At 36.2% G+C, this 20114-nt stretch carries 19 protein-coding genes and 1 pseudogene; 16 read left to right on the top strand and 4 right to left on the bottom strand.

What is annotated here, in order from left to right:
* Window positions 1-42 precede the first annotated feature (42 nt).
* Window positions 43-531: a GNAT family N-acetyltransferase gene (locus tag HFD15_RS05155; RefSeq protein ID WP_058208208.1), complete on the bottom strand. Its 489-nt coding sequence runs from the start codon at window positions 529-531 to the stop codon at window positions 43-45.
* Window positions 532-683: 152 nt separating this feature from the next.
* Between HFD15_RS05155 and HFD15_RS05150 the strand changes: the two genes are divergently transcribed.
* The 8 genes from HFD15_RS05150 to HFD15_RS05115 all read left to right on the top strand — a co-directional run bounded on the left by HFD15_RS05150 (window position 684) and on the right by HFD15_RS05115 (window position 8906).
* Window positions 684-1151: a DUF3013 family protein gene (locus HFD15_RS05150; RefSeq protein WP_021722895.1), complete on the top strand. Its 468-nt coding sequence runs from the start codon at window positions 684-686 to the stop codon at window positions 1149-1151.
* 29 nt (window positions 1152-1180) lie between these two features.
* Window positions 1181-2734, top strand: coding sequence for an ABC-F family ATP-binding cassette domain-containing protein (locus tag HFD15_RS05145; protein ID WP_038598438.1), 1554 nt, complete (start codon window positions 1181-1183; stop codon window positions 2732-2734).
* 130 nt (window positions 2735-2864) lie between these two features.
* Complete coding sequence (locus tag HFD15_RS05140; protein WP_167593293.1) at window positions 2865-3149, top strand: hypothetical protein; 285 nt, start codon at window positions 2865-2867, stop codon at window positions 3147-3149.
* A 37-nt stretch (window positions 3150-3186) separates the two neighbouring features.
* Window positions 3187-3675 (top strand): YdeI/OmpD-associated family protein, encoded by a 489-nt coding sequence (locus HFD15_RS05135; protein ID WP_010905115.1) that lies wholly within the window; start codon window positions 3187-3189, stop codon window positions 3673-3675.
* A gap of 17 nt (window positions 3676-3692) precedes the next feature.
* Window positions 3693-4646 carry a 50S ribosomal protein L11 methyltransferase gene (gene prmA, locus HFD15_RS05130; protein ID WP_058208210.1) on the top strand — a complete coding sequence of 318 codons (954 nt, stop codon included), beginning with the start codon at window positions 3693-3695 and terminating at the stop codon, window positions 4644-4646.
* Between the two features lie 99 nt (window positions 4647-4745).
* Entirely contained in the window at window positions 4746-5498 is a 753-nt protein-coding gene (locus tag HFD15_RS05125; RefSeq protein WP_023189502.1) for a 16S rRNA (uracil(1498)-N(3))-methyltransferase, read from the top strand.
* Between the two features lie 28 nt (window positions 5499-5526).
* Window positions 5527-6483, top strand: coding sequence for a polysaccharide deacetylase family protein (locus HFD15_RS05120; protein ID WP_058208211.1), 957 nt, complete (start codon window positions 5527-5529; stop codon window positions 6481-6483).
* A 200-nt stretch (window positions 6484-6683) separates the two neighbouring features.
* Complete coding sequence (locus HFD15_RS05115) at window positions 6684-8906, top strand: bifunctional (p)ppGpp synthetase/guanosine-3',5'-bis(diphosphate) 3'-pyrophosphohydrolase (RefSeq protein ID WP_003132277.1); 2223 nt, start codon at window positions 6684-6686, stop codon at window positions 8904-8906.
* A gap of 15 nt (window positions 8907-8921) precedes the next feature.
* Here the strand turns inward: HFD15_RS05115 and HFD15_RS05110 are convergent, their stop codons facing one another.
* Window positions 8922-9857, bottom strand: coding sequence for a glycosyltransferase family 2 protein (locus HFD15_RS05110; RefSeq protein WP_058208212.1), 936 nt, complete (start codon window positions 9855-9857; stop codon window positions 8922-8924).
* A 190-nt stretch (window positions 9858-10047) separates the two neighbouring features.
* On the opposite strand from HFD15_RS05110, the gene dtd reads away from it, so the two are divergent.
* The 5 genes and pseudogenes from dtd to HFD15_RS05085 all read left to right on the top strand — a co-directional run bounded on the left by dtd (window position 10048) and on the right by HFD15_RS05085 (window position 14448).
* A complete protein-coding gene (gene dtd / locus HFD15_RS05105; protein WP_010905120.1) occupies window positions 10048-10503 on the top strand; it encodes a D-aminoacyl-tRNA deacylase in 456 nt (151 codons plus the stop codon).
* A pseudogene (locus HFD15_RS05100) lies at window positions 10496-11484 on the top strand (TMEM175 family protein). The gene dtd and the pseudogene HFD15_RS05100 overlap by 8 nt, the downstream one beginning before the upstream one ends.
* Window positions 11485-11486: 2 nt before the next feature.
* Window positions 11487-12110, top strand: coding sequence for an HAD family phosphatase (locus tag HFD15_RS05095; protein WP_058208213.1), 624 nt, complete (start codon window positions 11487-11489; stop codon window positions 12108-12110).
* Window positions 12111-12248: 138 nt separating this feature from the next.
* Window positions 12249-13658 (top strand): APC family permease, encoded by a 1410-nt coding sequence (locus tag HFD15_RS05090; RefSeq protein ID WP_012896953.1) that lies wholly within the window; start codon window positions 12249-12251, stop codon window positions 13656-13658.
* A 148-nt stretch (window positions 13659-13806) separates the two neighbouring features.
* Window positions 13807-14448, top strand: a complete 642-nt coding sequence (locus HFD15_RS05085) for a 1-acyl-sn-glycerol-3-phosphate acyltransferase (RefSeq protein WP_003132283.1) — start codon at window positions 13807-13809, stop codon at window positions 14446-14448.
* A 39-nt stretch (window positions 14449-14487) separates the two neighbouring features.
* On the opposite strand, the gene HFD15_RS05080 is transcribed toward HFD15_RS05085, so the two are convergent.
* Together HFD15_RS05080 and HFD15_RS05075 are read right to left on the bottom strand one after the other, a co-directional pair.
* Entirely contained in the window at window positions 14488-14979 is a 492-nt protein-coding gene (locus tag HFD15_RS05080) for a MarR family transcriptional regulator (RefSeq protein WP_167593332.1), read from the bottom strand.
* A gap of 34 nt (window positions 14980-15013) precedes the next feature.
* The gene (locus HFD15_RS05075) at window positions 15014-15658 is read right to left on the bottom strand and encodes an NAD(P)H-dependent oxidoreductase (protein ID WP_167593295.1); all 645 of its coding nucleotides are present in this window, start codon (window positions 15656-15658) and stop codon (window positions 15014-15016) included.
* Window positions 15659-15833: 175 nt separating this feature from the next.
* On the opposite strand from HFD15_RS05075, the gene secA reads away from it, so the two are divergent.
* The 3 genes from secA to HFD15_RS05060 all read left to right on the top strand — a co-directional run bounded on the left by secA (window position 15834) and on the right by HFD15_RS05060 (window position 20114).
* On the top strand, window positions 15834-18431 hold the full coding sequence (secA, locus tag HFD15_RS05070; protein ID WP_021211046.1) for a preprotein translocase subunit SecA: 2598 nt from the start codon (window positions 15834-15836) through the stop codon (window positions 18429-18431).
* Between the two features lie 128 nt (window positions 18432-18559).
* Entirely contained in the window at window positions 18560-19597 is a 1038-nt protein-coding gene (locus tag HFD15_RS05065; protein WP_012896956.1) for a 3-deoxy-7-phosphoheptulonate synthase, read from the top strand.
* 250 nt (window positions 19598-19847) lie between these two features.
* Window positions 19848-20114, top strand: coding sequence for a phosphocarrier protein HPr (locus tag HFD15_RS05060; RefSeq protein WP_003132292.1), 267 nt, complete (start codon window positions 19848-19850; stop codon window positions 20112-20114).

Here is a 20114-nt window from a genome sequence, read left to right as displayed (position 1 = left end):
TTATTCTCCAATCCATAGGTTTACAACAAATGTAAATCTGGTTTACATAAGGCTTTTGTCTAGATAGAAGGCGAGAATGCAATCATCAATATATTCACCATCAATGAAAAATTCTTTTTTCAAACGTCCTTCTTCAACAAAGCCTAATTTATTATAAAGTTTCAAGGCTGCTGGATTTGAACCCATCACTTGAATTGTAATTTTTTTGAATCCTTCTTTTTTTGCAAAATCAATAAAGAAGTTTATTAGTGTATTAGCTACGCCCTTACCTCTGGCTTCTTGTGCTGTCATAATGCCAAAGGTGACAGTATGTCTTCCAAATTCAGATTTGTGGCGGGGGCCGTAATCAAGTATTCCAAGAATTTCATCATTTTCTACTGCCAGAAAATAAGTGGTTCCAGTCATAATTTTACCGATAATTTTTTCTGCTGAGGAATCCATGACATGTGGAGTTGAAGCTAAGGTCCAATTTTCATTCTCCAATTGAGCAACTTTGACAAAGTCACGTGGTTCTATTTTTCTAATTTCCATTAAATCTTTCTCCAAATTCTAAAAAAATATCTATTTATACATTCTAAACGTAAAAAAAGCTATTAAATGAGCTGATTTATTAAGTCTTGCGACTTTTCTAGAGCAAATTTTTGTTATAATTATTTTAACATAATATAAAGAGGGTGTGAACAATGGCTAAATTTGGATTTTTAGATGTTTTGGAAGAAGTTTTAGAAAAAGGATTTACTTATGATTTTGAAATGAATTGGGATAAGCGTAATTTTGCGGTAGAAGTCAGCTTTTTACTAGAGGCAGAAAATAGTTCTGGAGCGCTTTTGACTGATGCAGAAGGAGTAGAATCAGCAGAAAATATCGTCTATGAGGATGCAGTTTTATTTTATAATCCAGCTAAATCACGTTTTGATGAAAATGATTATTTGGCAACAATTCCTTATGGTGAAAAAGGCTTATCTCGTGAATTTTTGGCTTATTTTGCTCAATTTTTACAAGAAAGTGCCGATCAAGGCTTGGATGATTTAATGGACTTTCTAGCTGATGAAGCTGCCGAAGAATTTTCAGTCAATTGGGATAAAGGAGCTTTTGAAAGTGGCATTGCTGATTTATCTGAAACAGAATTTTATAAGTATCCAAGATATTAAGAAATTTAGAAAGATTTAAGAAATAAAAAATGAGTATTTTAAATGTAAAAAATCTATCCCACGGTTTTGGTGACCGCGCAATTTTTGAAGATGTAAGTTTCCGTTTGCTAAAAGGTGAGCACATCGGATTTGTTGGGGCAAATGGTGAGGGTAAATCAACTTTCATGAATATTATCACAGGAACTCTGGTTCCTGATGAGGGAAAAGTAATCTGGTCTAAAAAACACCGGGTTGGCTATATGGATCAACACGCTGCGCTTGGAAAAGGTAAAACGACGCGTGAAGCATTGGCTGAGGCTTTTCAATATCTTTTTGATATAGAAGCGCAAATCAATGATACTTACATGAAAATGGCAGAAATGTCAGAAGATGAGATGAATGCTGCGCTTGAGAATGTAGGAGAACTTCAAGAAGAATTGGATAATAGTGACTTTTATCTCATTGATGCCAAAGTTGAAGAAACAGCACGAGGTCTTGGTTTAACTCCTCTTTTGGATAAAGATGTAGCCGAGCTTTCTGGAGGGCAAAGAACAAAAATTTTACTTGGTAAACTTTTGCTTGAAAAACCAGATATCTTGCTTTTGGATGAACCAACAAACTATTTGGATGAAGAACATATTTTATGGTTGAAAAATTACCTTAAAAACTATGAAAATGCCTTTATTTTGATTTCGCATGATGTGCCCTTTATGGATGAAGTGGTCAATATCATTTATCATGTGCATGGTCTAGGGATTACCCGCTATTCAATGGGGTATGCGGAATTTGAACGTGTCTTTGAAGAGAAAAAGGCACAGCTTGAATCTTTGCATAATGCGCAGGTCGCTGAGCAAGCTAAACTTAAAGATTTCATTGCCCGTAAAAAAGCGAATGTGGCAACGTCTGGGCAAGCAAAAGCGCGTGAGAAAAAATTGGCGAAAATGGAAATTGTTGAGACTATTTCTGAAAAGCCAAAACCTCATTTTGATTTTAAATTTAGTAGAAAACCAAGTCGTCTCGTTTTTGAGGCAAAAGATTTAGTTATTGGTTACAATGAACCTTTGTCGTCAGAAATTAATTTAAAAGTAGAATCTGGACAAAAAATTGCCTTTATTGGTTCCAATGGGATTGGGAAATCGACTTTGCTCAAGAGTTTAATGGGCTTGATTCCAAGTCTTGATGGGGAAGTTGAAAAAGGAAATTTCCAAGATATTGCTTACTATGAGCAAGAAATCAAAAATCCTTCGCAAAAAACGGTACTTGATGATTTATGGGATGAGTATCCAAGTTGGAATCAAGCAGAACTCCGCGGGGCACTTGCTCGGGTGGGCTTGACGGCCAAACAAATTGAATCACGTGTTTATGTTCTTTCAGGTGGAGAACAAGCAAAATTACGTTTTGCTAAACTAATGAATACCGAATCAAATATTCTCATCTTGGATGAACCAACCAATCATTTGGACGTGGACGCTAAAGAAGAACTCAAGCGTGCACTTATTGAATATCCGGGAACTGTTTTGATGGTTTCACATGAACCAGAATTTTATGAAGGTCTAGTTTCTGATGTCATTAACTGTGAAGAATGGACAACTCGTATTTTGTAATTACTGATTAATTCTTATGCTAGTTCATCTCTAATTTTTCTTAAAAATTGGTAGTTGAACTGCAGTTATACTAGCTTGCACAAACACAAGAAATGGTTTGCATGAAAAATTAAACAGTATTAGGAGAAAAATGACTCAGAAACTTCATCCTTGGGAAAATCCCGAACAAGATTATGCACAAACTTTGGCAAAACGCCGCTCAGAGCGGCGTTATCGGAGCTTACAGTTAGTAAAGACGCTTAAAATTTTACTGACAGAATTTAAAAAGTACGATGTGAATAATTTTAACTCAGAGATATTGAGTTGGATTGATTTGCTTGAAGATGCTGTTGAATATGTTGATGATGAAGATTTTAAGTCAGCAAAAAAATTTGTTTCGCGAATGCAAAGAGAACTAAAAAAACTTGAAAAGTAAATTTTTTACTGACAGGAAAGAGGACTTTAAGGGCACTATGAAAAGTTATAGTTTTCAAGCTGAACTGGAAATTATCGGTATCAATCCCTTTGTGGCTGTACCGCCAGATATTTTGCAGAAAATATTTCAGGATTCAGGACGAGAAAAATCGCCCATTCCTATTTGTGGTCAGATTAATGAAAAAACTTATCAGCAAAATCTAATGTTTTTCAAAGGGGATTGGCGCTTATATGTCAATACGACGATGCTGAAAAATTCGCCTAAAAGAATCGGGGAAATCTTTGATTTTACAATTTCCTATGATTCAGAGCCACGAATTGTCAAACAACCACAAGTTTTAAGTGAAGCATTAGCCAAAAATCCGGAAGCAAAAAAAGTATTTGACCAATTAATTCCCTCTAAACAAGTTGAAATTAATCGTTATATTGCGAGGTTGAAAACAGAAGAAGCTATCGAGCGAAATGTTAGGCGAGCGATTGGTTTCTTACTGGGAAAGAACTCTTTTGTAGGCCGAGATAAACCATAGAAAGAAAGATGAAATAAATGAATAATTGGAATTCAATCACAATAAAAATCAGTCGGGAAGCCGAAGAGGCCATTTCAGCTTTGCTGATAGAGGTGGGTTCAGCCGGCGTTGAAATTAATGACAGTGCTGATTATCTCAATCACGAAGACCAATTTGGCGAAGTTCTTCCTGAAATTGAACAATCTGATTTTGTTGAAATTACTGCTTATTATCCAGAAAACAGGCCAATTGTGGAACTCAAAGCCGAAATTGAACATAAAATCGCAAATTTGAGTGATTATTTTTCACTGACAGGTCTGTCAGTAACAACGAATAACCTGTCAGAAACAAATTGGGCAGAAGCTTGGAAAAAGTATTTTGAACCAGCACGAATTACGCATGATTTAACCATTGTGCCGAGTTGGACAGAGGATTACGTGGCGACAGGCTCTGAAAAATTGATTCGACTTGACCCTGGTATGGCTTTTGGGACTGGAACACATCCAACGACCAAAATGTCACTCTATGCCTTAGAACAAGTTCTTCGTGGTGGAGAAACGTTACTTGACGTTGGAACAGGTTCGGGCGTGCTGTCAGTTGCAGCTTCATATCTTGGCGCATCAGAAATATTTGCTTATGATATTGATGAAGTGGCTGTGCGCGTGGCTTTAGAAAATATTGAACTCAATCCTGGTCATGAAAAAATTCATGTTTCAGCAAACAATCTGCTTGAAGGAATTGACAAAAAAGCGGATGTCATTGTGGCTAATATTTTGGCTGATATCCTTGTTTTAATGACAGAAGACGCATTCCGCTTGGTCAAAGAAGAAGGCTATCTCATTATGTCAGGAATTATTGCTGACAAAGCGGACATGGTCATTGCATCAGCAGAAAAAGCTGGATTTTTCCTTGAAACACGAATGATTCAAGGCGAATGGAACTGCCTGATTTTCAAGAAAACAGAAAATCGTGAAGGCGTCATTGGTGGATAAAAGGCTTAAATAAAGTCGTTTATCTTTCAGTCAATGGAGAAGCACAATAAAGAAAAGATTAGATTCAAAACTTTATTCTAAGAAATGATTGGAAAAAATATGGCCAACCAATATTTTGTATTTAAAAAATTACCGGAACTGGGCGAAGAATTTATCATTGAAAATCAAGCAGCAGCTCATCATATTTTCACTGTGATGCGGGCTAAAAGTGGTGACCAAATCCGTCTTGTTTTTACTGATGGTGAAATTGGGCTGTCAGAAGTCATTTCGCCAAGTGACCAATCAGTGAAGCTGATAAAATTACTGACAGAGTCCTCAGAATTGCCTGTTCAAATTACAGTAGCTGTAGGATTTCCTAAAGGGGATAAGCTCGATTTTATTGTTGAAAAATCAACAGAATTAGGAGCTACAGCCATTTGGTCAGCACCTTTTAAAGCTTCTGTCAGTAAATGGGACAAGAAAAAACTGACAAAAAAACAAGAAAAATTGGAAAAAGTTGCTCTAGGAGCAGCCGAACAATCACGCAGACAAATGATTCCAGAACTTCAACTTTTTGAGCAATTTACTGATTTACTTGATAAGTTTACTGATTTTGACCAAGTTCTTATCGCTTATGAAGAATCAGCAAAAATGGGTGAGAAAACAATGTTCAAACAAGCACTGACAGAAATGTCACTCAACCAAAAAGTACTTATCATTTTTGGACCAGAAGGCGGAATTAGTCCAGACGAAATCACAAAATTTACTGATTTAGGTGCAAAAATGATTGGCTTAGGGCCGCGAATTTTAAGAGCAGAAACGGCTCCATTATATGCCCTCTCAAGTATTTCAGCTTATTTTGAATTATTATAAATAAAGAAAAATTTTTAGGAAATCGATTATGAAAAAACGTGCACAACGTAACAAAAAACGAATTCGCTGGGCTTCAATCCTCACAGTTTTCGTTCTTTTAATTGGAATAATTGCAATTGCTTTTGCTGGGGTTCATTTGTTAAGTCCTAAAACAAATACAAGCCCAAAAAGCAGTCAAACTTCAAGTCAAGAAAAAGCTAAAAGCACTGCCTCATCTAGTACTTCTCAACCAAAAGAAACAAAATGGCTGGCTGGAACAAATGAAAATCAACTGCCCATTTTGATGTTTCATTATGTTACTTCAAGGGCTGATCAGCTCCCACAAGATAGTAATAACATCAATATTGTAACCTTTGAAAATGAATTAAAAGCGCTGAAAGAAAAAGGCTACACAACGGTTAGTGGCTCAGATGCCGAAAAAATTCTAACGACCAAAGAAAAACCAAGTGATAAAATGGTTTGGCTTACTTTTGATGATGGTTCAGTCACAATGTATACTGAAATTTTCCCTTTATTGAAAAAATACAATATGCACGCCACGAATTTTATTATTACAGGTTATGTGAATAAAGGCCAAGGCGGAATTTTGACCTGGGAACAAATCAAGGAAATGAAAGCAAGTGGACTTGTTGATTTTGGCAGTCATACGGTCAGCCATCCTGATTTAGGAAAGCTCACTTTGGAAGCTCAACGAACAGAACTTGAACAATCAAAAGCAGACTTAGATAAAAACCTCGATCAAAAAACAGATATCATCTGTTATCCAGCAGGGGGTTATAACCAGAATACCTTGAATTTAGCCAACGAGTTAGGCTATAAGTTTGGTTTGCTTGACCCGGGCCGTAATGGTGCTATTGCAATAGCAGCCAAAGAAAGTGATGGTCTATTAACGCTACCACGCTTTAGAATGATGAGTTCTACCACAACTGAGCAAATGCTACAAATGATTCAACCCTCAACCGATTATAATGAAAAAAATAAATAAACTCCGAATAATCGGAGTTTTATCTTTAGTTTTGCAATAGTCATCCTTTTGCTTAACCTACAAATGTGATAGAATAGATTAAATTAAGTGAAATAAACCTTAACTTACAAAATTTGATGAGATGATATATTAATCTAAATAAGGAGGAAAACTGGTCACCATTTTAGAGTCAACTTTAAAATGGTCTAGTATCTAAAGTTATGCCTAAAGAACCAGACTTAACCGGAGCAGAAGTTGTCAATATCTGTTCTGACTACATGAATGAAACAGACCTTTTACTCGTAGAAAAAGCACTTGCTTGTGCTTCACTTGCCCATGCAGACCAATATCGTGCATCAGGAGAAGCTTACTTTGTCCACCCTACCCAAGTTGCAGGAATTTTAGCCAAATTAAAACTGGATGCCGTTACCGTTTCCTGTGGTTTTTTGCATGATGTTGTTGAAGACACCAATTTTACCCAAGGTGATTTGCAAGAATTATTTGGCGACGAAATTGCTGAAATTGTTGATGGAGTTACTAAGTTAGGTAAAGTTGAGTATAAGTCACACGAAGAACAATTGGCTGAAAACCACCGCAAGATGCTTATGGCTATGTCCAAAGACATTCGTGTTATTTTGGTCAAATTGGCTGACCGTTTGCACAATATGCGCACGCTTAAACATCTCAGACCAGATAAACAAAAGCGGATTTCACGTGAAACCATGGAAATTTATGCCCCTCTTGCTCATCGCTTGGGGATTGCCAGTATCAAATGGGAATTAGAAGATTTATCATTCCGTTATCTTGAAGAAGCAGAATTTTATCGCATTCGTGGTCTCATGAATGAAAAAAGAACAGCTCGTGAAGCGCTTGTTGCTGAAGTAATTGGTAAATTACAAGAACGAGTCGAAAAAGCTGGAGTTGACGCAGAAATTTATGGTCGTCCAAAACATATTTATTCTATTTATCGTAAAATGCACGATAAGAAGAAACGTTTTGATGAGATTTATGACCTGATTGCCATTCGTTGTATCACAGAAACAACAAGTGACGTTTACACGACTTTAGGTTATATTCATGACCTTTGGAAACCAATGCCGGGTCGTTTTAAAGATTACATTGCCAATCCAAAAGCCAATGGTTATCAATCTGTCCATACAACCGTTTATGGTCCCAAAGGCCCAATGGAATTCCAAATTAGAACACGAGAAATGCACCAAATCGCTGAGTTTGGGGTTGCCGCTCACTGGGCTTACAAACAAGGAATTAAAGCAAAAGTTGATGTTCATGAAATTTCTGAAACCTTGAATTGGATTCATGAACTTGTGGAATTGCGTGAAGAAGCTGGTGATTCAGCAGAAGATTTTGTCAAAGCCGTTCAAGAAGATATTTTATCAGATAAGATTTATGTCTTCACTCCAAATGGTGAAGTCCAAGAATTACCAAGAGGTTCAGGTCCTATTGACTTTGCTTATGCTATCCATACAAAAGTTGGTGACCATGCGACTGGAGCGAAAGTAAATGGACGAATGAAACCATTATCTGTTCAACTAAAAACAGGTGATCGGGTTGAAATTATTACCAGCTCAAGCTCTTTTGGACCAAGCCGTGACTGGATTAATCTAGTTAAAACTAATAAAGCTAGAAACAAAATCAAACAATTCTTTAAGAACCAAGATAAAGAATTGTCGGTCAATAAAGGCCGTGAAATGTTACAAGAAGCTTTGGAAGAAGGTGGATTTGTACCAAATCAGTATTTAGATAAGAAACATCTAGATGAAGTCTTCAATAAGATTAGCTACCGTAATGCGGAAGCTTTGTATGCAGCAATTGGATTTGGTGAGCTTTCAGCAACAACAATTGCCAATCGTTTAACTGAAAATGAACGTCGTGAAGTTGAGAGAGCCAAACAAAAAGCCGAAGCTGAAGAGCTGATGAAGGGTGAAGTTAAACGCGAATCAAGTAAAAACATCATGAAGATTCGTCACGATGGTGGAGTCAGTGTTTCTGGTATTGATAGCCTACTTGTTCGTATCGCCAAATGTTGTAATCCTGTTCCAGGGGACCCAATTGTGGGGTATATTACAAAAGGGCGTGGTGTTTCAGTTCATAGAGCTGATTGTCAAAATGTGCGAAGTATGGAAGACTTTGAACAAAGACTTGTTGAAGTTGAATGGGATGATTCAGAAAACTTAGTGAAAGAATATGTCGCTAATATTGATGTCTATGGCTTTAATCGTCCTGGATTACTCAACGATGTGATGCAAGTTTTATCAAATTCTACTAAAAATTTGATTTCAATTAATGCTCAACCCACTAAAGATAAAAAAATGGCGAATATTCACATCGCTTTAGGCATTAAAAATCTATCAGATTTGACTTTGATTGTTGATAAAATCAAAATGACCCCAGATGTTTATTCTGTAAAACGGACAAATGCTTAAAAAAAAGAGCTTGACTTAGTCAAGCTCTTTTAAATTACTTTCTTTAATAATATAATTGGGACGTTTTTTTGTTTCCAGGAATATTTTAGCGATATATTTACCAATAATTCCAAGAGAGAGAAGTTGTAAGCCGCCTAAAAGTAAAATCAAAACAATCAAAGTTGGGAAACCTTGAACAGGGTCACCGTAAATCAGTGTTTTAAGAAGATAAAAAATACTGAGTAAAAGTGAGGCTAAAAAACTAAAAAAGCCAACAAATGTCGCAATATTGAGCGGCATTTCCGAAAAATTTATAATCCCATCAATAGAATAACGGAGAAGTTGACTAAAAGACCAAGAAGTGTGACCAGCACTTCGTTCGTGATTTTCGTATTCTAAATAAGTTACATCATAACCGACCCAAGAAAAAAGCCCTTTTGAAAAACGATTATTTTCTCTGAGTGTCAAAATACTATCCACAACTTGACGAGTCATAAGCCGAAAATCTCTGGCTCCGTCTACAATAGGTGTAGTCGATACTTTATTAATAATCTTATAAAAAAGTCGAGAGAAAAATGAAATCAGTGGAGATTCACCAGAACGTGAAATTCTGCGAGCACCAACACTATCATAACCTTCTTGAAGTTTCTGATACATAGAAACAAGTATTTCAGGTGGATCTTGTAAATCAACATCCATTACTGTAACAAGAGGTTCTGTAGTAGCTTCTAAACCAGCAAGTAAAGCTGCTTCTTTACCAAAATTTCTTGAGAAACTAATGTAGTTAATATTATCAACTTGACTCGCTAATTTTTTTATAAGAGGAAGCGTTTGGTCACTAGAACCGTCGTTTACAAAGTAAAAAACCTTTTTTAGCTCGAGTTTTTCTGTTTTGTCATTTACCTCTTTAATAAAGAGCTCAAGCGTTTCTTCTTCGTTATAAACGGGGACAACAATCGCTAATTCTTCCATTTTTTTCCTTTATTGTTTTTTTATCTTATCTTAGTACCTATTTATGATAATACCTAAAGAGTCCTGTGATGTCAAGCTTTCTTTTGATGTTATTAAAATGAATAAATGCCCAAAGAGAGCTGATTAAAATTGGACTTTTTGTGCTATACTGTCAGTAAAGAGATTATCATAGGAGTGAAATATAAAGATTATGAAAATAGTAATTCAACGTGTAAAGTCAGCTTCTGTCAGTATTGATGGAGTCATTAAGGGAAAAATTAATCAAGGCTTTTTATTGTTGGTTGGGGTTGAAGATGCTGACAGCAATTTTGATTTGGATTATGCAGTACGTAAAATCGCGCAAATGCGAATTTTTTCAGATGAAGCTGATAAAATGAATCTCTCCGTTCAAGATATTCAAGGAGAGATTTTGTCAATTTCTCAGTTTACTTTGTATGCGGAGACTAAAAAAGGGAATCGTCCGAGCTTTTCTGCAGCAGGAAAACCTGATTTTGCTAAAGCAATGTATGAAAAATTTAATGATAGCTTAGCTCAGATTGTGCCGGTTAAAGCAGGAGTTTTTGGGGCTGATATGCAAGTTGAGTTGATAAATGATGGCCCTGTCACTATTATTTTAGATACGAAAGAAGCTAGAAAAAATGCCTAAAAGACTGCAAAAAAGTAGCGTAAAAAAACGGGTCGTTCTGTCAGTAAAATAAAAACTTATCAGTCCTCAGAAAAACCTGACCAAGTTGGTGAAATTTGGCAAAATAATATTATTGGCTCACTTGATAACGGTTATTCAAAAGAGCAGGCTAGAAAACAACAAAGTCAAAACCTGACTGAACGTCAGAAACGAAAAATTGAGGAAATGCAAAGCAATCCGGAGATGATTCAAGCGCGTGAAGAACTTAAAGAAGAGTTTCTCAATACGCATCCACAATATGCCAAGATGACGAGTGAAGAATTGCAAGAATCAATGACTCATCATGCTTTAGAAGATGAAAAGCTTAGAAAACAAAAGCTCCGTCATCACATTGAAGCATTTGCTGACGGAATTATTGCGGTCATCATTACTATTATGCTCCTTGAAATTCCTGTCCCTTCTGGTAATCAAGGTTATTGGGAGTTCATCAGTTCAGTTGGAATCTTCTTAGTTAGTTTTGTTGTTACAGCTAATTTTTGGTTCAATCGTCACAAGATTTTTGCTCTGACAGAGGAAATTACGGAAAAAATTATTGTTCAAGATTTTATCTTTATTGGTTTGCTTTCACTAATTCCGCTGTTGACCAAATGGATTATGGTTGCTCCAACATCATTTAGTGCCCTGAATTTTGGTCTGGTTTTGATTGTGATTTTACTTCAGCAGGAGCTTTTAAGTTATTCAATTACTAAAGATCATTTTCATAAAATGCCTAAATCATTTAAATTCTGGCGTCGTGTTTGGTTAATCAGGCTATTTTCAACTATTCTAATGAATGTTGTCATCATGATTATTGCCATTATTTTTCCATTTTATGGACATTGGCTCTTTGTTATTGTTCCTATTTTTAACTTTTTGTTCCGCATGGTTAATGACCGCAATCAGGAGGAAGAAGTTTATGCTGCTACACGTTCTATCGGTGTTCCTTATTTGAAAGAAGGTTAATAATGACTGTAAAAAATATTATTTTTGATTTAGGTGGTGTAATTTTAGACTTAGGTTTTGAACGAATGGTCAATTCCTTTGAGAACTTAGGAATAAAAGATTTTTCTGCTTATTTTAATCCGCAAAAGCAAGTCGATTTTTTTGAGAAATTAGAATTAGGTCTTATTTCTCCCGAAATTTTTTATGACAAGTTTAGAGAAGCAACAAATAGCCAACTGACAGATGAAATAATTGAAAAAAATTGGAATTTAATTCTAAAAGATTTCCAAAAAGAACGAATAGATTTACTGACAGAGCTGTCAGCAGATTTTTCACTCTATCTTTTTTCAAATACGAATGCTATTCACGCTAAGTGTTTTGAGCAACGTTGTATTGAAGAAATGGGTCAGCCTCTATCAACTTATTTTAGAAAAACCTATTATTCACATGATTTGCATTTGAGAAAGCCAACAGTCGAAAGTTTTCAAGAGGTTCTACGTCAGTCAAATTTAAAGGCTGATGAAACTTTATTTGTTGATGACAATGCGGATAATATCTTGGGGGCGCAAGCAGCAGGTTTGAAAACTTATCATCTAAAGGCACCAAAAGTACTGACAGAACTCAATTTTCAAGAAATAATTTACTGACAAGTCTGTCAGTAATTTTTTTTGGAAAAAATATTTTTATACTGCATAAAGTTAGTTCTTGACAATTGTCAGACAATTCGGTAAAATACAGTTTATTGAAATTATTTAGTTACAAATTCAGAAAAATGAGGATTTATTATGGGATTTATGAGAAAAGCTGATTTTGAGCTTTATCGAGATGCAGATAAACACTATAATCAGGTGTTAACCACACGTGATTTTCTTGCACTAGGTGTTGGAACAATTATTTCGACTTCTATTTTTACTTTACCAGGTCAGGTCGCTGCTCAATTTGCAGGCCCAGGTGTTGTCTTTTCTTACCTGCTTGCTGCATTGGTCGCTGGTTTTGTTGCCTTGGCTTATGCTGAAATGTCAACAGTGATGCCATTTGCGGGTTCAGCCTATTCTTGGATTTCAGTCTTATTTGGCGAAGGTTTTGGTTGGATTGCTGGTTGGGCTTTGCTTGCGGAATATTTTATTGCCGTTGCCTTTGTTGGTTCAGGCTTCTCAGCAAATCTGCAACAATTGCTAGCGCCACTCGGTTTCCATCTACCAAAAGTATTGGCCAATCCATTTGGTACAGACGGTGGAGTTGTCGATATTATTTCACTTTTAGTCATTTTACTCTCGGCAATTATTGTCTTTCGTGGGGCATCTGATGCTGGACGAATCAGTCAAATTCTTGTTGTGCTTAAAGTAGCGGCTGTCATTGCTTTCATCATTGTTGGGATTACGGTCATTAAGCCAGCAAATTATCATCCATTTATTCCACCACACAATCCCAAAACAGGTTTTGGTGGCTTCTCGGGAATCTGGTCTGGGGTATCAATGATTTTCTTGGCCTATATCGGTTTTGATTCAATTGCAGCCAATTCAGCGGAAGCTAAAAACCCCCAAAAAACAATGCCACGTGGAATTATTGGGTCGCTTCTAATTGCTGTTGTTCTATTTGCAGCAGTAACCTTGGTACTTGTGGGGATGCATCCTTACTCAGCCTATGCAGGAAATGCAGCGCCAGTTGGTTGGGCTCTTCAACAATCAGGTTATTCTGTTTTATCAGAAGTTGTAACAGCTATTGCACTTGCCGGAATGTTTATCGCCCTTTTGGGAATGGTTCTTGCAGGTTCACGTTTGCTTTATGCTTTTGGACGCGATGGACTTTTACCTAAAGGTTTGGGTAAAATGAATGCTCGAAATCTTCCAGCAAATGGTGTGTGGACCTTAGCCATTGTTGCTATTGTCATCGGGGCATTCTTCCCCTTTGCTTTCCTTGCTCAACTTATTTCAGCAGGAACTTTGATTGCTTTCATGTTTGTTACACTTGGAATCTATTCACTTCGTCGTCGTCAAGGAAAAGATTTGCCAGAAGCAACTTACAAAATGCCTTTCTATCCAGTTTTACCAGCTCTTGGTTTTATTGGTTCATTATTTGTATTTTGGGGATTGGATGTGCAAGCAAAACTTTATTCAGGAATTTGGTTCCTTATTGGAATTTTAATTTATTTTGCTTATGGAAATCGTCGAAGCAGAAAATCAGAAGAAAAATAAAAAGATATTATAAAAAATGGTTTCAAAATCTTTTGGAACCATTTTTTTGTCATCATTTTGGAGCGGACAAAAATTGCTAAAATTACTAAAATAAGTTAAAATAGGGAAGTTATCAGCAACTATGATATGAGGAGTAAATTACCCAAAAATGAAAGAATATGAAAAACAACATCGAATCTTTTATGTCTTTTTACGCAATCTTGTCGCTTTTTTACTTTTGATTTTGAATGGAAAAAGTAAATACTACAATGTTGACCGAATTCCTAAAGATGAAAATTATATATTAGTCGCCCCTCACCGAATGGCTTGGGAGCCAGTTTGGTTTGCTTTTGCAACTCGTCCTAAACAATTTATTTTCATGGCGAAAAAAGAATTGTTTAAAGGTTTTGGGGGTTGGTGGATTAAAATGTGTGGTGCCTTTCCAGTTGACCGCGAAAATCCAGGAACTAAGCCTTTAAAACATGCGGTTAAAATGCTTAAAGAATCAGATAAATCAATGATTATGTTTCCATCAGGAAGTCGTCATAGTGCAGAGATGAAAGGTGGGGTTGCGGTCATTGCTAAAATGGCAAAAGTCCGAATTGTACCTGCCGTCTATCAAGGGCCCTTGACGATGAAAGGTGTTTTCAAGCGTCAAAAAGTTTCAATAAATATTGGACATCCAATTGATATTTCAGATATTAAAAAAATGGATGAAGCAGGCATTGCCGAAGTTAACCGTCGAATGGAAGTTGCTTTTGCAGAACTTGATAAAGAATTGAACCCAGATTTTCATTATGAAGCAAAATAAAAAAACTCTAGCAAATTGATTTGCTAGGTTTTTTTTGACTTATTCTGAATCAAAAAGTCCTGCTTCTGTCAGATTGAAATCAGACAGAAAGCTCAAAATAATTGATTTTTCTTGTTCATTATATTTATCGAAAATTTGTCCAAGTCTAATATCCATGATTTTATGCATTTTATCGTGAATGGTCACTACTTTTCGACCTTTGACTGTCAGGTGATAGAAAATTTTCTTTTTATCACTTTCAGATTGATAAGTAGTTAAAAACTGATATTTGATTAAATTTTGGACAGCACGAGTCACTCCGCCACGAGTGACGGATAATTTTGTGGCTAATTCAATACCGGTTAAATCTTCTTTGGTCAAAGCTGACAAAATGTGAAGGGCAACAACTGACAAAGTCAAAACTTCTTTTTCCAATTTATCATTATCTAATTGAGCTAAAATCCAGCTTCTTTCCTGAGAACGATTGTCAGTTGCATGTCGTAACTCATGCAATTCTTTTGAGATTTGTTGGTTTAGGTCTGCTGAGGTCATCTTATCCATGCTTACATTATACAATAAAAGGGAATTAGAAGGCTTTCCCAAAATTTTCTGCACTGGTAAATGCTTTTTCTTTTAATTCATCCGCACGTTCTGGGTAGCGAGCATATCCTTCTACGAAAAGTTGTTGACGGTTCTCGTCAGTAATTCCTACCATTTTCATTGTTTGGTCAATATAAGCAGCACCTAAATCGTTAGCCATATGTGTTGGGTCTTGTTCATTATGATAAAATCCTCCGGCTGATTGAATATGAAGCGATTTTTTTCCTTCAAGTAAGCCAATCGGACCATTTTCAGTATAACGGAAAAGTTTTCTAGGCACAGCAATAACATCAATATATTGTTTCAATTCAGCAGTGACAAAGCCGTTGTACATAGGGTTGACGAAAACATATTTGTCAGCTGATAGAAATTCTTCTAAATATTCTTTGTGTCGATGTAGTAAATTTTTATCATCAGCACTCAGTGTATCAGGAGCATATTTATTACGTTTCCAAGCAGCAAAAGTTTCATTATCAAGAGCTGGGACCTTTTCTGAAAATAAATCACGGATGATTATTTTATCTAAAGGATGAGACTCTTGATAAGATTTTTTGAATTCTTCTACTGTAGCAAGAGACCAGCTAAAGTCGTCAGTATGTGGGTGAGCTAAAATTATAAGTAAAGTTGTCATTTTTTTATTCTTCTTCCTTTTTTTGTTGATAAGCAACATTATAAACTTAATTTTGTTGCTTGTCAACATGAAAACGAATTAAATCCGAATTATTTGTGGTATTTCAGTTTGTAAAAGCTATGTAAAAGTGTTACAATTAATGGTAATATCCACTTATTTTTGTGAAAGAGAAATTATGCCGAATATTATTAGAAAACTTGTCGAAAACGACAAAAAAGAGCTCAAAAAACTCAATAGAATGGCGCTTCAAGTTGAAAGTTTCGCTGATGAAATGGAACATTTGACTGATGAGCAATTGAAAGCCAAAACTCCCGAATTAAAAGAACGTATTGCAAAAGGAGAAAGTCTTGATGATCTTCTCTATGAAGCATTTGCTGTCTGTCGTGAAGCAGCCCGCCGTGTGCTTGGCTTATACCCTTTCCACGTTCAAATTATGGGTGGGATTGTCTTACATAATGGTGACGTTCCCGAAATGCGTACTGGTGAAGGTAAAACTTTAACTGCGACAATGCCAGTTTATCTTAACGCTTTGTCAGGTAAAGGCGTTCACGTTGTTACTGTCAATGAATATTTGGCAACACGTGATATGACTGAAATGGGTGAACTTTACAGCTGGCTTGGATTGACTGTTGGTTTGAACTTGAATTCAAAATCACCAGAAGAAAAACGTGAAGCTTACAACTGTGACATCACTTATTCAACATCAGCTGAGCTTGGCTTTGATTATCTTCGTGATAACATGGTGACACGTGCCGAAGATATGGTTCAAAAGCCATTGAACTATGCTCTTGTCGATGAAGTTGACTCAATCTTGGTCGATGAAGCCAGAACACCTTTGATTATTTCTGGACAAGCTGAAAGTTCATCAGCACTTTACTATCGTGCTGACCAATTCACTAAGACATTAAAAGGTCAAAACTTGAATGTTGCCACTTCTGAATATGAAGAGGGCGACGATTACAAGATTGATTTACAATCAAAAACAATTTCCTTAACTGAAGAAGGAATTGATAAGGCCGAAAAATTCTTCCAAATCGAAAATCTTTATGATATGGAAAATGTTGCATTAACTCACTTTGTAGATAATGCTTTACGTGCCAACTTTATCATGCTTCACGACATCGACTATATGGTTGATGAAAACCAAGAAGTTTTGATTATTGACCAATTTACTGGACGTACGATGCCTGGACGTCGCTATTCTGATGGTCTTCACCAAGCAATTGAAGCTAAAGAAGCTGTGCCAATTCAAGATGAATCAAAAACAATGGCTTCAATTACGATTCAAAACTACTTCCGGATGTATAAAAAACTGTCAGGGATGACAGGGACTGCTAAAACCGAAGAAGAAGAATTCCGTGAGATTTATAACATTCAAATCACACCAATTCCAACCAACCGTCCTGTTCAACGTTTAGATCATCCAGATTTACTTTACCCAACTTTGGAAGCTAAATTTAAAGCAGTTATTGATGATATTAAACGTCGTCATGCTGAAGGTCAACCAATATTGATTGGTACTGTTGCTGTCGAAACTTCCGAATTGATTTCTAAGAAATTGGTCGAAGCAAAAATTCCTCACGAAGTTTTGAATGCGAAAAATCACTTCCGTGAAGCACAGATCATCATGAATGCGGGGCAACAAGGAGCAGTAACGATTGCGACCAACATGGCTGGTCGTGGGACTGATATCAAGCTTGGGCCTGGTGTAATTGATCATGCAGACCCTGAATTCCGAGGTCTTGCTGTTATTGGTACTGAGCGTCATGAATCTCGCCGTATTGATAATCAATTACGTGGTCGTTCTGGACGTCAAGGTGACCCAGGGGTTTCACAATTCTATCTTTCTCTTGAAGATGAATTAATGAAACGTTTTGGTTCGGAACGTGTTTCAGCTTTCCTAGATAGAATGCGTATTTCTGGTGAAGATGCTGTCATCAAATCTGGCTTGATTACTCGTCAGATTGAAAGTTCACAAAAACGTGTCGAAGGAAATAACTACGATTCTCGTAAACAAGTCTTGCAATATGATGATGTCATCCGTGAGCAACGTGAAGTTATTTATGCGCAACGTCAGGAAGTTATCTTGGCTACAGAAGATATGACTCCTGTTTTGATGGGCATGTTCAAGCGAACAATTGATCGTCAAGTGGATGGTCATGAACTTGCAGGAAGTCTCAAAGATGAAGAAAATGTCAAAAATCTCTTGCAAACATTGCACAATACAATGTTGCCAGAAGATGGCATTGAATTGTCTGAACTGACAGGTTTGTCAGTACAAGCAATGAAAGATTTGATTTTTGATAAAGTCAAAGCTCGTTATGCTTCACAAATGGAAAAATTATCTGACCCAGAACGTCAGTTGGAATTCCAACGTGCAGTTATCTTACGAGTTGTTGATAATAACTGGTCAGAACACATTGATGCGCTTGACCAAATGCGTCAATCAGTAGGACTTCGTGGTTATGCCCAAAATAACCCTATTGTTGAATATCAAGAAGAATCATATAAAATGTACAATAATATGATTGGTGCGATTGAATTTGAAGTGACTCGTTTGATGATGAAAGCTCAAATTCAACCACAAACGGCAATCCGTCAGGAAGCGCCAAGAATGACAACCACAGCTTCACAAGAAAATATTACAAATGTTGATACTGAACATTCTGTCAGTGAAGAAATTTCATTTGAAAATGTTGGTCGTAACGACCTTTGTCCTTGTGGTTCTGGTAAGAAGTTTAAAAATTGTCACGGACGTACACATATTGCCTAAAAGGCCAATTAATTTACTGACAGCTCTGTCAGTAAATTTTTTTATATTAATGGACGCAAATAAGTATAGAATTAAATAAATTTTTGATACAATAGATAAAATAACAAAGCGAAATACGAGGAATTGGAATGAGTTTTAAAGAAATAAGTCCTAAGATAAATATTGATGCAATTAAGATGTTGGGACATCTCAACAGTGAGCAACAAGAAAAAAAATTGCAACGGGATAAAGAACTTGAAGCAATTATAAAAGGTGAAGATGACCGTTTACTCTTGATTATTGGGCCATGTTCGTCAGACAATGAAGAAGCAGTTTTAGAATATGCTCGCCGTTTAGCTAAACTTCAAGAAACAGTTAAAGATAAAATTTTTATGGTCATGCGTGTCTATACTGCAAAACCTCGTACAAATGGCGATGGCTATAAAGGATTGATTCACGAACCAGATGCTGACGGTCATACTGATTTAATCAATGGAATCAAAATGGTTCGTGATTTACATTACAAGGTCATCACTGAAACTGGTTTGACAACTGCTGATGAAATGCTTTACCCAGAAAATCTTCCAATGGTAGATGATTTGGTCAGCTACCATGCGATTGGTGCACGTTCTGTTGAAAATCAACAACACCGTTTTGTTGCTTCTGGGATTGATGTGCCAACTGGTTTGAAAAATCCAACATCAGGAAATTTGAAAGTGATGTTTAATGGAATTTACGCCGCTCAACAATCACAAGATTTCCTCTTTGGCCGTGCAGAAGTTCAAACATCAGGAAATCCTTTAGCACATGCGATTTTGCGTGGTGGACAAGATGAAAATGGAAAATACCATCCAAACTACTACACTGATAACTTGCTTGATACAATTGAAATTTATGAAAAAATGGGCTTGAAAAATCCTTTTATTGTTATTGATACAAACCATGATAACTCTGGTAAGAAATTTATGGAACAAATCCGTATTGTTCGTCAAACCTTAGTTAATCGTGACTGGGATGATAAAATTCGCCAAAATGTTCGTGGCTTCATGATTGAATCTTACCTAGAAGATGGTCGCCAAGATAAACCAGAAGTATTTGGTAAATCAATTACTGACCCATGTTTAGGTTGGGATAAAACAGAAGCACTTGTTCAAGAAATTTACGAAGCTGAAAACAAAAATAACTAAAAATAAAAGCTGTCAGAACTGATAGCTTTTTTTCAGCTCACTTTCTTCAGGAAAATAATATAAAAAATACTTATTTGATGATAAAAGAAATCAAAGTCTAGCAACCATTCAAAAGCAGCCATGAAAAAAATAATGAAAAATTAACAGCAGATATTGCAAACCCTTTCGTTTTGTGGTACAATTTCAAGAGTGATAGATATTTTAGATATCGTCAATAAAAATGAAAAAACATCTAAGGAGAACCATAAAAATGGCATCTAAAGAATTCCACATCGTTGCAGAAACTGGTATCCATGCACGTCCAGCTACATTGCTTGTGCAAACAGCTTCAAAATTCACATCAGAAATCACTTTGGAATACAAAGGTAAATCAGTAAACCTTAAATCAATCATGGGTGTTATGTCACTCGGTGTTGGTCAAGGCGCTGACGTTACTATTTCAGCTGAAGGTGCAGATGCTGACGATGCAATCTCAACAATCGCTGAAACAATGACTAAAGAAGGACTCGCAGAATAA

It is taken from the genome of Lactococcus sp. EKM203L (assembly GCF_011800585.1).
GTDB classification, from domain to species: Bacteria; Bacillota; Bacilli; order Lactobacillales; family Streptococcaceae; genus Lactococcus; species Lactococcus lactis.
Note: the sequence above shows the minus strand (reverse complement) of the source record. Positions and strands in the feature narration are given on the sequence as shown.